The sequence below is a fragment of the Streptomyces sp. NPDC054813 genome (assembly GCF_053611365.1).
Map to the genome: position 1 here is coordinate 126309 of NZ_JBSHAF010000024.1, position 12561 is coordinate 138869.

The window sequence follows — 12561 nt, forward strand, 5'->3', positions numbered from 1 at the left end:
AAAGACGACTCAGAGTTCATCACTGACCTACAAGTTCATGGGCATGACCTCAAGACCTCGCTTGCGCAAGCGCACCCGGATCGGCATAGCGATCGCTGTCACCGTCGCCGTGGCGGGCACCGGCACCGTCGTGGCCCAGGCCCACGGCTGGCTGTCCGCCCCGACGCACGACTTCGACGCGGCCGCCGACTCCTTCTCCGGCCACGAGACGGTGACGGGCAACGTGCTGCGCAACGACTCCGGCGCGACCGCCGTCGTGCGGCACACCGACCCGTCCCACGGCACGGCGACGGTCAACGCGGACGGCACGTTCACGTACACACCGAGCTCCGGCTTCAAGGGCACCGACACCTTCACGTACACGGCGACCGACGCCGTACAGCTGTTCAAGGACACCCAGCCGAACGGCGCCCCGCTGCCCTCGCTCGCGACGGTCGCCGGCCCGGGCGGCACCACCACCCGGATCTCCGGCGAGGGCTACGGCTCCTCGCTCGCCCCGGTGCCGGGCAGGTCGGGCTACTTCTACGGCCTCACCGACCGCGGCCCCAACGCCGACGCCCCGGACGGCAACAAGTCCGAGATGCTCACCGACTTCACGCCGCAGATCGGCGAGTTCAAGCTCGTCAAGGGCAAGGCCGAGCTGGTCAGGAAGGTCACCCTGAAGGGGCCGAAGAGCCTTGGCGGCGTGCAGTACAGCGGCCGCCCGCCGCACGACACGAGCGAGGTGATCGACGACGTCGCCGCGACGAACGCCAACGGCGGCACTCCCACGCCCGTCGCCCGGGATCCCTACGGCTACGACTCCGAGGGCCTGGTGGCGCTGCCCGACGGCACGTTCTGGGTCTCGGACGAGTACGGTCCGTACGTCACACACTTCGACGCGAACGGCTACGAGCTGGGCCGGCTGACCCCGTACAAGGACAGCCAGGACAACCAGTACCACAAGATCGTCGGCTACCTGCCGGCCGAGCTGGCCAACCGCCTGAAGAACAAGGGCATGGAGGGCCTGACGGTCACGCCGGACGGCTCGACGCTGGTGGGCGTCATGCAGGCCGCGCTGCAGCAGCCGGATCTGGGCAGCACCAAGGCGTCCAACCTCTCGCCCACCCGCATCGTCACGATCGACCTGCGCACGTTCCAGACCAAGCAGTACCTGTACCTGCTGGACGACCCGGCCACCACGGGTGACGCCAACAGCGAGATCACGGCGCTGTCCGACACGAAGTTCGTCATCGACGAACGGGACGGCAACTTCGAGCCGTTCGCCCAGAAGTCCCTCTACGAGGTCGACATCAACGGCGCGACCGACGTCAGCGGGCTGACGATCGGCGGCAAGTCGCCCGAGGCGTTCGTCGGCAAGGTCGGCACCAACGCCGCGCTCACGGCGCTCACCGGTGCCGGCGTCCAGGTCGCGCAGAAGCAGCCGTACCTCAACGTCGGGACGCTGGTGAGCCAGCTCGACCCCAGCGGGAAGTTCTTCGCGCACGACAAGGTCGAGGGCGTCGCCACCACGGACGCCGGCAAGACGCTGTACCTGTCCAACGACGACGACTTCGGCATCGACACCCTCGCCGTCGACCCCGACGGGAAGTGGACCGTCCACCAGAAGGTGCTGCCGCCGACGGGTCAGACGGACAACGGCGAGATCCTGAAGGTCGACACCACCAAGCTGCCGGCCGTGCTCAAGACCGTCACGGTGACGATCCGCGTGAAGTGACGCACACAGCGCCCCACCCCGGGCCCGTCCACTCCGGTGGACGGGCCCGGGGCGGCAACGGGCACCGGACTGTGAGCCGCTGGTGTGGCCGTCATGGGCCACCCACGGATCGCCTACGCCGCCCGTGAATGGCCCACTCGCCTGGGTCTGGTCGCCGCCGGTCTCGGCATCGCCGTACTGCCCGAACTCGCCGCCGCGGCGGTCCCCACCGGCGTCCGCACCGTCCGCGTCGACGACCCCGCCTGGCTCGGCCGGGCCACGGTCGCCGTCACGGCCCGCGACCGCTCTCCCGAGGTGACGGCCACCGTGGAGGCGCTCCGCCACGAGACCGCACGGCTTCGTGCGGTGCCATGACCGTTTCCCGACAGAAGGGCGACGGTAGGTCAGGACCAGTTCCACACCTGGTTGCTGCTGCCCGCACAACCGAAGCCCTGGACCTCCTGACCGTCCTGCCCGGAGGTGGAGGCCTCCGCGTCCAGGCAGAATCCGTCCGGCACGCTGACCAGCGTTCCGCCGCCGAGGCGCCACGTCTGGGCGCCGAGTCCGTCGCAGCTCCGCGCCCGGACCTTCTGACCGTTCTGGCCGGTCGTGCCGCCGTCGGCGTCCAGGCAGAGATGGGTGCCCTGATTGACCACGCGGTACTGGGTGTTCCGGCCGGCCAGCCGATACAGCGCCCATTTCTGACCCGCCGTGCCCTTGCACCCCCACACCTGGACATGCACGCCGCGGGTGTCGAGACATCGGGCGACCGAGACGGCGTTGACGCTCTCGGTCACGGTGAGCGAGCCGCTCCGGACCGGCCCACGGGGCAGGTCGTACAGAAGTTTCTTGGTCTGCGCGTCGGCCTTTCCGTCGACGGTGAGCCCCGCCTCGGTCTGGAAGGCCCTGACCGCTGCGAGGGTCCCACTGCCGAACCTGCCGTCGGCCGTCACATGCAGGCCGTGACCGGAGAGAAGGAGTTGCAGGGCCTTGACGCAGTCGCCGGAGGCCCCCAAGGCGATCTCGGTGGGGCAGGTGGCGGCGCGGAGATCCGGTGTCCCCGAGCCCTGTCCTTGGGTGACGGAGTCCTCCGTGACGACGGTACTCGGCGACTCCTTCGCCGCCTGGCCGGTCTTCGACGAGGGGGGCGCGGGCGTGCTGTGCGAACTGCCGGGCGTCGAGGCCGGGGTGTACGTCACGGTCACCGACGTTGCGGGCCCGGAACCCGCCGACGCGGCGGCTCGGTCGTCGCCCTGCCGTAACAGCGCCACGGAGACGGCCGCGGCGACCACGACACCCGCTGTCGCGGCGCCCACCACCAGGTTTCGCCGCCCATGCGGGGAGGCACCGGACGCGACAGAGCCGACGGGCGGGTCCGCGGGCGGCGGGGAGGCAGGGGCAGCGCCGGATCGCTGATCACGCAAGGGCGCGCTCTTCGCTCTCTTCGGCGCGGGCCGGGGTGGCCGCCCGACCGGGGCGGGCAACTGGTGCCCGATGGCGGTCCGGAACACCGTCTCCGGCGATGGACGCCCTTCGGGATCCTTGTCCAGACAGGTGCGGATGAACACGCCCAGTTCCGCATCGACCGCCGTCACCTTGTCGAGGACCTCCTCCCGCGGCGGCTCGAAGGCCACCCGGTGCAGGACGTCGACGCCCGTGCCCTCGCCGAACGGCGCCTGTCCCGTGACGGCGTAGGCGAGGGCCGAGGCCAGCGCGAAGACGTCGGAGGCGGCGGTCACCTCTTTCCCTCTGACCTGCTCGGGGGACATGTAGGCGGGGGTGCCCACGTTCTGGCCCGTGGCGGTGATCGAGGTGCCGTCGGTGGCCTGGACGACGCCGAAGTCGATGACGCGGGCACCGTCGGCTGCCAGGATCACGTTGGACGGCTTGAGGTCACGGTGGACTATGCCCGCGCGCCAGATGGCCTCGACCGCGCGCCCCAGGTCGGCCAGCAGCCGCCACGCGGCCGTCGCACCGATCGGCCCGCGGTCCTCGACGAGCTCGGCGAGCGTGGGCCCGGGGACGTACTCGGTGGCGACCCACACCAGGTCCTCGTCGCAGCCGCTGTCCAGCAGCCGTACGATGTGCGCCCCCTGGACCCGGTCCAACGCGCCGACCTCGCGCTCGAAGCGCTTCCGGAACCGGGGATCCTCCGCGTACTCGGGCCGCACCACCTTCACGGCGGCCAGGCCGGTTCCCCCGACGGTGTCCCGGCCCAGATAGACCCGCCCCATCCCGCCACTGCCGAGCACCGACACGAGCGCGTACGGCCCGACCCGTACGGGGTCGTTCTTCCGGAGCGGGGTCGGAGGCGGGGGTTCCATACCGGCCGCCGCGTAGGCGAGCGCGATGGACCGGCTGAGATAGGGGTCGGACATGGGAATCCCGGTCTCTCGCGTGACATGTGGGCCGTGTGTGACTGATGTCGGTCAGCGCGAGAGTATCGCAACTCCCTTGCGGAAATGGTGAGTTGGTGTTCGGTTCAACCGCGCGTCCTGCGTGGCCCGGCAAGGCCGTCGCGACGGGCCGGGCAGCACGGGAGAAGCGCTCGACGGCGCCCCGGCACAGCCCCCTGTCCTCTCGAGACCGGACGGTCGATCCGTCGGTGATGGGCGGCCGGGTGTCCGGTCTGCCGGGTCAGAGGGTCGTCAGCCAGGCCGTCGTGTGATGGGGGCGGCGCAGGTGGACCGTGTGGAGCGGGCCGAAGCGGGGGTCACGGAGACGGCGCTCGATTTCACGGTGGCGGGCTCTGTGCTGCGTCCAGGCCCACCAGGCCGGGTGCTCGCGGCTCAGCCAGCCCGTCCAGGTCTCCCTGTTGCCGCCGAAGAGGACCTCGCGGGTGACGGTACGGCGCAGGGACCGGCGCAGAACGCGGGGCATGACGACGTGTTTGGGGTAGTCGAGCCAGATCACGGTGTCGGCGCGGTCCCACAGCAGGTCACGGACTTCGGGATATCCGAGGGAGTCGATGATCCAGCGAGGTCCGGCAGTGAGCTCCGAGACGTCCTCGGCCAGCTTGCTGTTGGTGGCCCAGCCAGGGCCGTTGAAGTACAGGGCGTCCATTTCGTGGTAGGGCAGGCCCAAGTGGCTGCTCAGGTTTCGGGCGAGGGTGGATTTGCCCGCGCCGGTCACGCCCACCACCAGGATCCGTTCCACGGCTGCACCCTATCCCGGCGCCCGGGAAGAGGCGTTCCCTGTTGAGGGGCCCTGTGCCGCGGTTCGGCGCGCCCCTGTTCCGTTGTGGCGGCGAACGCCCGGCCGCCCGGGGACGAGCCGCGGACGCACATCTCGGCCTCGTCGAGGACAGGGCCCTACAGCACCTCGTCCCGGCGCAGGCCGGACAGCTCGGACGCGGGCAGCCGGCCGCCGGCATGTTCACCTGCGGGGCAGTGACTGGTGTTCGACGATGGCGACCTCCCAGCCCACCCCGACGACCAGCGAACCGTCGTCGCCGAAGGTGACGGCGTCCACGATGCCTGTGAACGTGTACATGTCTAGCTGTTCAGTGGAGGTCAGACTCCAGAGCCTGAGCGTCCTGTCTCACCCGGTGGTGGCGACCGTCCCGTCCCTGAGAGCGACCGCCGACACCGTGGAGGTGTGCCCGCGGAAGACTCCGGCCTGGGTGCCCCACGCCAGATCCCACAGCCTGGCCGTGTGATCGTGGCTGCCGGTTCAGGCAGTGCGGCCGGCCGCCGACAGTGCAGACCACGAAGGTCCCCTCGGGCCGCCGGTAGCTCGCCGCGCAGGTGACGGGTGTGTTCCCCTGCTGCAGAACCTGCGGCGCTGATCCGTCGAGCAGGTTCCACACCCGTGCTGTGCCGTCGTCACTGCAACTGATCGCGGACGGCCGCCCGTCGATGACCGCCGTGCTCACGGTACGAAGCCCGCGCCTGTGACCTGTGAGCTCGCCCCGCAGACCGCTCGACAGATCCCAGACACGCGCGGTTCCGTCCCAGCGGCAGCCGAGTTGGGCGTCGATCTGTGCGGCGGTTCTGGCGCCACTGCGGGTCCAGTACTGTCCGTCGGCAACGTGCGCTGCCTGGACCTTGTGGACGTTGAAGACATCCCCGGTGCCGTCCTCGGTTCCGGCGAACGTGACGGAGATGTCGAGGTTCGCCGGCAGGGCCTTCGGCTGTGTTCCTGAAGACGCTTTCAGGAAATCGTCCGCGTTCCACAAGGTGACCACGCCCCGCTTTCCTTCCGGGGTCTTCGGGCCGCTTGCCCGCCACAGCAGCTTTTCGGAGTCGCTGTCGTAGACCTCGACCGTTCCCACCGTGTCCGTGGGGCAGGTCGGCATCTTGACCGAGATGCGCGAGCCGTCGATCCGCACGCCCGCCAGGATGGTCGTCGCCGGATCGGACATGCTGTAGACGCCGTACACCCATGTGCCGGCAGCGGCGAGGAACGCCAGGCCGAGTACCGACCCGATCAGCACGAAGGGCCAGACCGGTCGTTGCCGAGGGTGGTTCAACAGGGATATCCCCTCTCTCCATCCGGCGCGGCGTTCCCACCTGTTGTGGCACGGGTCGCTTCCTGCTCTGCTGACTGGCTATGTGACGTTGACGCCGTAGGCCCGGGCGAGTCCGTCGAGGCCGTCGGCCCAGCCTTGACCGATGGCGCGGAGTTTCCAGACCTGCCGGCCGTTGGCGGTGTGCCGGTAGAACTCGGCGATGGCCATGGCGCGGACCTCGGGGTCGCGGGGCGGTTGGAAGGTCCAGGCGGCCCCGGTGGCACAGTCCATGTAGAGGGCTGAGTGGCTGAGGGCGCCGCAGGTGGTACCGGTGTCGACGTCCATGTTGATGGCGACCGTGACGCGCTCGACGTGCGCGGGCAGGGCGGCGAGGTGAAGGGCCGCGCGTTCGACGACGTGCGGGCCTTCGGGCTGCTTGCCCAGCAGGCGGGCCGCGCCCTGTGCGGCAGCGGGCTGGTTGTAGAAGACGAAGTCCTCGTCACAGGTGACCTGGCCGTTGGTCCCGGTCAGGAAGAGGGTGAGGTCGGCGCCGGCGCCGGCGAAGCTGAAGGCGATGAGCAGCCCTTGCCAGGCCTCCTCTGGCAGCATCAGGTTCTGTCCCGGCGTGAGCGCGGTCGCGGGGGCGCGGCTCGGCAGGGCAGGAGCGTGGGTCGGCGCCGGGGGAGTGGGCGGCGGCGTCGGAGGGGCGGCCTGGGCTTTCCACTCGGCGAAGGGGCGGATCCGGTAGCGGTCCGGCAGGGGAGCCGCGTAGGCGTCAGGGACGTTGGCGCGCAGGTCCCCATCGAGGCCGGCCAGGGATCCCTCGCCGGATCCGGCGTCGTCCTGGGCGTGGTCGAGAAGGTTCTGCAGGCCGGGCAGCCGGCTGGTGTCCAGGGGCTTGATGGCGCTGGACAGATTCCCGGAAGCGGTAGTGGTGACCGAGCAGGCGACGTCCTGGCCGATGTCGAGGAACCGCAGCGAGTCGGCCGTCTCCCGCCAAGGGCCGGCTTCGATGGCCTGGCGCGTCCAGCGGCCGTAGGCCACGAACCCCAGACGCTGGCTGTCCGGCAGGCGCGTGAGCACGGCCAGGTCGACGGCGGTGATCCCCGGCGCGACAGCGAACGCTTCCTTCAGCGTGGCAACGACGTTCGACCCCATCGAGGTGAGCCACCACATGGTGCGGTCCCGCTTGCTCAGGGTCTTGAGAGTGGGGCGTCCGCCGGGGGTGACTCCCGGCATCTGAGCGGGCAGCGAGTCGATGTCCTGCTGCCGCATCACCACAGACAGGACAGCCCCGTCGACGCCCACCGCGCAGCCCGCGGCGGCGTTGTCGGAGAAGGCGTAGTTGACCGCCTCGCACACGGTCTCCTCGTCGTTGCCGGCCAAGGCCTGCCACCACTGACCGGCCTCGGCGGTCAACTCGCTGTGGACGGCGTGCAGGCGCGCCTCCTCGGCCGCGAGGTAGGCCGGGGCGTCTTCCTCGGCCCTCCGCTTGGCCGCGGCCCGCTCGGCGCGGGCGAAGACCCCCAGCCCCGCAAGGTGATGGGCCTGGGCCTCTGCCAGGGCCCAGGCCAGGCTCAGCTGCTGAGGTCCGGGCACCACCGGCGGCCGGGCCGGCGTGAAGGACTGCAGGTGGACACTGGTCGTCTGCTGCCGCAGTTCCTGCAACTGGGCGATCGCCGCGTCCCGTTCCGCCTCCTGCTGGGCCCGCTCGGCCTGCCGACGGGCACGCTCCAGCTGCGCTGCGGACGGGGCGACGGCCCGTGAGCGGGCCGTACCCGTACGGCGGCGCCCTCCGCCCAGGGAACCGGAGGCATAGAGCGGGCCCACTCCCGAAGAGAGTCGCGTTCCGCCGCTGCCCATGCTGATGCGCGCGGCGCGGGGCCCCACGGAGGTGCGTACACCCCGGGTCGAGACCCGCACACTCATCCCCGGCACGCCCACACGAAAGCCGAAAGCCATGGTTCCTCTCCGTTCCTGCCTTCCACACACAAGGCACACTGCCCGCGCCGTGACCACTCCACTGCCGGATGGCACCCCGGCGGCCGCCCCGCATGACTCGGCCGCGCTCTGGTCGGCAGCACCCATGAGGCCTGGCGAGCCGACGGGTCTACCCCGGGGCTGTGCCGTTCGCCCGAAAGCGGCCGCAGCCGCGAGGCGCCCGCTACCTGTAGAAGACGGCGACACCGCCGTGATGGGAACACGCTCCCTGGTGATGAGCGGCGTAGCTGTAGGTGCCGTCGTTGCACAAGGCGGTAGCTCCTGACGCATCCCCCGTGCCGCCGGAACTCGACGAGCCTCCCGATGACGAGCCACCCGAGGACGAGCCACCACTGCCGCCACCCGAGGAGCCGGAACTCGACTTGTGCGTGGCCACCGACGCCGGCTTGGCCGTCTTGGTCACCGTGACCGTGGGAGCCGGCGCCGCCGACTTCGTCATGGTGACCGTCGGGGCCGGCGCTGCCGACTTCGTGGCGGTCGCGGTGACGGTGACCGTAGGGCGCGGCGCGGGACTGGCCGCGCTGGATGTACCACCAGCGAACGCGGCACCGACCGCGAGCAGCGTGAAACCGCCGACCCACACGCGCTTGCGCTTGTGCAGCGGGCGGATGTCAGGCATGCGGACAGGCTCAGGTGGACGAACGGCCCACGGCCCGGGCTGGTACTGGCTCACGCGACGATCCCCCCATGACGGACACCCGGACACACGCCACGGGGTAGTCGCGTACTTTACAAAACATCCCCATAATCCGCGCAAGTCCCACGGGCGTCCTGATTGTTTCGTCCTGACCCTCCCGGTTGGGCAGGCCGCCCCTCGCCGACCGGCCCACGGCCGCCGAACTCCCCAAGGGGTCGGCGGAGTTGGTCGCCGACAGGGACGCGCCACCGCTGTCGGCGTGCCAGGCCGTGCACATCGCGCGCGCAACGGCTGGTACAACGGCCTGCACGTCTCCGCCGCCGACGGCCGCATCTACTTCACGGCCGACGTCCTTTGCGTCCTCGACGCGGCCACCACCGATCTCCTCACCCGCGTGGCCGTCCCCAGCCCCGCCGGCGCACCGCTCATCCACGAAGGCAGGGTCTACGTCAACTCGCGCACCGGCACGCTGTACGCGATCAGCACGGAGACACTGAATGTGGTCCCGCCGACCTGGAAGTCAGGCGCGGATCATCGGGCTACCTGTTTGCCTGACCCCTGACCCAGCACCGATCCACGTTCCGGCACCTGCGACGGCTTCGGTCAAGAGCTCGATCCCTTATGTATCCCGTTCAGGAAAGACGCTGGATCGCTGGGCGTATCCCGCCCTACGGTGGCGCCATGAGCGATCATTCCGAAGCGCCTGTCACGCCTGTCGAGGCCTATGAACCCCCCTACTACGTGGCTGTCTTCACCACGGTGCGAAGCCAGGACCAGAGCGGCTACAGCGAGACCAACGCACGCATGGAAGACCTGGTGAAGGACGTCCCGGGGTTCCTGGGGATGGACCACGCACAGACCCCTGGCGGGCTGGGCATCACCGTGGGGTACTTCCGCGACGCCGACGCCCTCACCGAGTGGCGGACCAACGCCGAGCACCGCGCCGCGCAAAAGCGTGGGCAAGCCGAGTGGTACCAGAGCTACACGCTGCATGTGGCGAAAGTGGAGCGGAGCCACGGCTTCACGCGAGCGTAGGCCCCGCAGAGTCCGACAGCAGGCTGGCCAACCGGAGTCGCTGATCGTGCTGGGCACCGAAGCGGCGATGGCAGGGCTGCCGGGTCCGCTGCACGCCCGCGACCAAGCTCGTCAACGAGCTGGTCGAGGCCGCGGACGAGAAGGTCCTGACCAAGACCGTCGCACGCTACGGCCGTGTCGATCGTTCGTGCATCGATGAGCTGGGGTGCATGGAGTTGGACCGCAGAGGCGCCGAGCTGCTGTTCCAGGTCCTGACGGCGCGGGAGGAGAAGGAACAGCCACGCCATCGCCCGAGCCCGGGCCGCGGCACAAAACGCCGGCGGCTGACCTCGCCCCGACCCTCTCCCGTTGAACGGCTGATCGGTCAGTTGGCCAGTCCTCGGGGGAGAGATCATCATATGGGGATGCCTGAGAATCAATCCTCTGTGTCACCGGCTGTAGTGCGGCTCCCTCGGTACACGAAGCGAGACCAGGACGAGATCCTCGGCGACGGCGGTGATCCCTTCGGCGTTGCCGCGGCCGGTTTGACCTGGCTGCCGAAAAAAGAGCACTTCGGTATCAGACACGGCGACCGGCTTGTGGCACACGCCGGCCTCCTACGGCTGCCTGTGGCGATCGGCGACGTCGAGACAGAGGTGGTGGGCGTCGGCGGAGTGGCCGTGGCACCCGACATGCAGGGCCAGGGGTTGGCCCGGCGTGTGGTCACAGCGGCACTTGACCACGCTCGCACGATGGGCCCTCAGAACGCGCTCCTGTTCTGCCGGCCTCCCCTCGTGCCGCTGTACCAGCGCCTCGGATGGCACCCCCTCGACAAAGAGGTACTTGTCGAACAACCCGAAAACCGTCTGGTGACCATGGAGCTGCGGACGATGGTGACGCCCCTGCATGAGAACGCGCACTGGCCTTCAGAGCCAGTGCGTCTCTTCTCCCTCCCGATGTGACGGGCCCCTTCCGTGAGGGCCGTCCTCCCCCCCCCGCTCGCGGGCAGCACGGCGATGAGGTGAGCCGGACGCCTCGGCGGCAACGACGAACCCGTCGATGCCCTTCGGGTCCGCGTACAGGAACTTCTTGCTGACACCGTTCAGTAAGCCCGCCAGGGTGTCCGGATCGGACAGGTCCGCCTCACCACCTCCACCCTGCCGGGAAACAACGCCTCCTCCGGCCTGCGAACCGTCGCAACAGCTGACGCCGACGATCGGAGTGGCAGCCGGGTTCCCTCCGGTCAGCCACGCCAAGCCACGTCGACGTGCCCCGGCTGCGGCAGACGCTGGCCGGCCTGCCCATGCCGCAGGCCGCCGACGGCCACCCGGTCCTCGCGGTCGATGTCAGCAACTGGCTCCGCCCCGGCGCTCCCTCCAGTGCGGAGTGCCTGTTCTGCCATGTCTACGGCCGCAGCGGAGGGTCCTCCGAACCATTTCGTGCCCGGTTGGCCGTACTTGTTCGTCTCGGCACTGGAATCGGGCCGGACGTCTTGGTGTCAACTGCTGGACGCCGGGCGTCTCGGCCCGGCCCTCGACGTTGCCGAGGTCACCGCCGCCGCCCCGGTCCGCCGGGTGGTCGTCGATCTGATCGAGATGGGCCGGTGGCACTTCGGCGACCGCGACATCCTGGTCGCTTTCGACGTAGGCTTCGACGCCCCGTGCATGGCCCACCCACTGCGCGGGCTGCCGGTCGAGATCCTCGGTCGGCTTCGCTCCGACCGCGAGATGCGACGGCCGACACCGCCGCGGATCCACGACCCCAAGGGTCGCCGATCGCCCGAGCACGGCGCAGAGTTCGTCTTCGGCGGTCCCACGACCTGAGGCACCGAGCATGCCGCGACCGTCACCGACACCCGTCTCCACGGGCACGCGACCGCGCAGGCATGGGATCGGCTGCACCCGCGGCTGACCCGGCGGGCGGCCTGGATCGGCCACGACGGACCACTGCCTCTCATCGAGGGCACCGTCATCCGCCTGGTCGTGGAGAAGCTGCTCGTGGGAGAAGCCGGCCGAGCCGAACAGACTTCCACACGCCCGAGTCCGCAGAGGGTTCAGGAACCTGCGCATGAAGACCGGCTCGACGACGGCGCCACCGGTCTCCTGGCCGAATGGCGCGCCGGTCACCAGCGCGAACGGGACTGTAAATCGTTCATTTGACAGGCCCTGTCTCGTGCGCGGCGTCTACCGGTGCGTGCGGAGTCCGTCGATGATGAGCGCGAGCATGTGGGGTGCCCGGTCCTCAGGGCTGGAGGCGGCGCGCCACAGGGCGCCGGTGAGTTGGAGGAAGTCGCCGGGGTCGGCGTCTACGCGGATGCTTTCGTCATTCTTGCCGGCGTCGAGGAGTTCGGTGATCGCGGCGATGACCGGCCCGTAGCTCTGCTCGGTGATCGCCTGGTGCGCGCCCGGGCTGAGGGCGTCGCCGAGGCCGTGCTTTCTGCGCATGGCCTCGACGAGGTCGGTCGTCCAGTGGCGGAGCGCTTCCAGTGGCGGCATCTGGGCCAGCAGGTCGGGCACGGTACCGATGATGCGTGCCACCTCGTCCTGGTAGACGGCCAGGACCAGCGACTCTCGTGTGGGGAAGTTGCGGTACAGGGTGCCCGCGCCGACTCCCGCGCGCTGGGCGATCTGGTTCATCGACGTGCTGCCGTCCGCCGCGAACGCTTCGCGTGCGGCGGCGAGGATGCGCGCCCTGTTCTCACGGGCGTCCGAACGGACCATGAGACCCCTCCTTGCTAAGTGGAGAGTTCTCCACTACGTTATC

11 protein-coding genes and 2 pseudogenes are annotated in these 12561 nt (G+C 69.9%); 7 read left to right on the forward strand and 6 right to left on the reverse strand.

What is annotated here, in order from left to right; genetic code table 11:
• Nucleotides 1–43 precede the first annotated feature (43 nt).
• Nucleotides 44–1717, forward strand: a complete 1674-nt coding sequence (locus ACWGJB_RS37460; RefSeq protein ID WP_453384511.1) for an esterase-like activity of phytase family protein — start codon at nucleotides 44–46, stop codon at nucleotides 1715–1717.
• Between the two features lie 93 nt (nucleotides 1718–1810).
• Nucleotides 1811–2071, forward strand: coding sequence for a LysR substrate-binding domain-containing protein (locus tag ACWGJB_RS37465; RefSeq protein ID WP_453384512.1), 261 nt, complete (start codon nucleotides 1811–1813; stop codon nucleotides 2069–2071).
• Nucleotides 2072–2100: 29 nt separating this feature from the next.
• Here ACWGJB_RS37465 and ACWGJB_RS37470 read toward each other — a convergent pair whose 3' ends face one another.
• From ACWGJB_RS37470 to ACWGJB_RS37490, 5 genes are all read right to left on the reverse strand, one after another.
• Nucleotides 2101–4074, reverse strand: coding sequence for a protein kinase domain-containing protein (locus tag ACWGJB_RS37470; RefSeq protein ID WP_453384513.1), 1974 nt, complete (start codon nucleotides 4072–4074; stop codon nucleotides 2101–2103).
• A 259-nt stretch (nucleotides 4075–4333) separates the two neighbouring features.
• A complete protein-coding gene (locus tag ACWGJB_RS37475; protein WP_453384514.1) occupies nucleotides 4334–4852 on the reverse strand; it encodes an adenylate kinase in 519 nt (172 codons plus the stop codon).
• Nucleotides 4853–5198: 346 nt separating this feature from the next.
• Nucleotides 5199–6026, reverse strand: a complete 828-nt coding sequence (locus ACWGJB_RS37480; protein WP_453384515.1) for a WD40 repeat domain-containing protein — start codon at nucleotides 6024–6026, stop codon at nucleotides 5199–5201.
• A gap of 219 nt (nucleotides 6027–6245) precedes the next feature.
• Nucleotides 6246–7976: a TerD family protein gene (locus ACWGJB_RS37485; protein WP_453384516.1), complete on the reverse strand. Its 1731-nt coding sequence runs from the start codon at nucleotides 7974–7976 to the stop codon at nucleotides 6246–6248.
• Between the two features lie 334 nt (nucleotides 7977–8310).
• The gene (locus ACWGJB_RS37490) at nucleotides 8311–8766 is read right to left on the reverse strand and encodes a DUF3761 domain-containing protein (RefSeq protein ID WP_453384517.1); all 456 of its coding nucleotides are present in this window, start codon (nucleotides 8764–8766) and stop codon (nucleotides 8311–8313) included.
• Between the two features lie 277 nt (nucleotides 8767–9043).
• Between ACWGJB_RS37490 and ACWGJB_RS37495 the strand changes: the two genes are divergently transcribed.
• The 5 genes and pseudogenes from ACWGJB_RS37495 to ACWGJB_RS37515 all read left to right on the forward strand — a co-directional run bounded on the left by ACWGJB_RS37495 (nucleotide 9044) and on the right by ACWGJB_RS37515 (nucleotide 11621).
• A complete protein-coding gene (locus tag ACWGJB_RS37495; protein WP_453384518.1) occupies nucleotides 9044–9346 on the forward strand; it encodes an outer membrane protein assembly factor BamB family protein in 303 nt (100 codons plus the stop codon).
• Between the two features lie 119 nt (nucleotides 9347–9465).
• Nucleotides 9466–9819 carry an antibiotic biosynthesis monooxygenase family protein gene (locus ACWGJB_RS37500; RefSeq protein ID WP_453384519.1) on the forward strand — a complete coding sequence of 118 codons (354 nt, stop codon included), beginning with the start codon at nucleotides 9466–9468 and terminating at the stop codon, nucleotides 9817–9819.
• Nucleotides 9820–9844: 25 nt separating this feature from the next.
• Nucleotides 9845–10157: pseudogene (locus tag ACWGJB_RS37505) on the forward strand (ATP-binding protein); the annotation flags it as partial.
• 66 nt (nucleotides 10158–10223) lie between these two features.
• Nucleotides 10224–10760, forward strand: coding sequence for a GNAT family N-acetyltransferase (locus tag ACWGJB_RS37510; RefSeq protein ID WP_453384560.1), 537 nt, complete (start codon nucleotides 10224–10226; stop codon nucleotides 10758–10760).
• A gap of 341 nt (nucleotides 10761–11101) precedes the next feature.
• A pseudogene (locus ACWGJB_RS37515) lies at nucleotides 11102–11621 on the forward strand (transposase).
• Nucleotides 11622–11981: 360 nt separating this feature from the next.
• Here ACWGJB_RS37515 and ACWGJB_RS37520 read toward each other — a convergent pair.
• A complete protein-coding gene (locus ACWGJB_RS37520; protein WP_453384520.1) occupies nucleotides 11982–12518 on the reverse strand; it encodes a TetR/AcrR family transcriptional regulator in 537 nt (178 codons plus the stop codon).
• Nucleotides 12519–12561 lie beyond the last annotated feature (43 nt).

What these genes read in the sequence shown, in the direction of transcription:
- ACWGJB_RS37460 (WP_453384511.1), top strand. Translation starts at nt 44, where the DNA reads ATGACCTCAAGACCTCGCTTGCGCAAGCGCACCCGGATCGGCATAGCG.
- ACWGJB_RS37465 (WP_453384512.1), top strand. Translation starts at nt 1,811, where the DNA reads ATGGGCCACCCACGGATCGCCTACGCCGCCCGTGAATGGCCCACTCGC.
- ACWGJB_RS37470 (WP_453384513.1), bottom strand. Translation starts at nt 4,074, where the DNA reads ATGTCCGACCCCTATCTCAGCCGGTCCATCGCGCTCGCCTACGCGGCG.
- ACWGJB_RS37490 (WP_453384517.1), bottom strand. Translation starts at nt 8,766, where the DNA reads ATGCCTGACATCCGCCCGCTGCACAAGCGCAAGCGCGTGTGGGTCGGC.
- ACWGJB_RS37500 (WP_453384519.1), top strand. Translation starts at nt 9,466, where the DNA reads ATGAGCGATCATTCCGAAGCGCCTGTCACGCCTGTCGAGGCCTATGAA.
- ACWGJB_RS37510 (WP_453384560.1), top strand. Translation starts at nt 10,224, where the DNA reads ATGCCTGAGAATCAATCCTCTGTGTCACCGGCTGTAGTGCGGCTCCCT.
- ACWGJB_RS37520 (WP_453384520.1), bottom strand. Translation starts at nt 12,518, where the DNA reads ATGGTCCGTTCGGACGCCCGTGAGAACAGGGCGCGCATCCTCGCCGCC.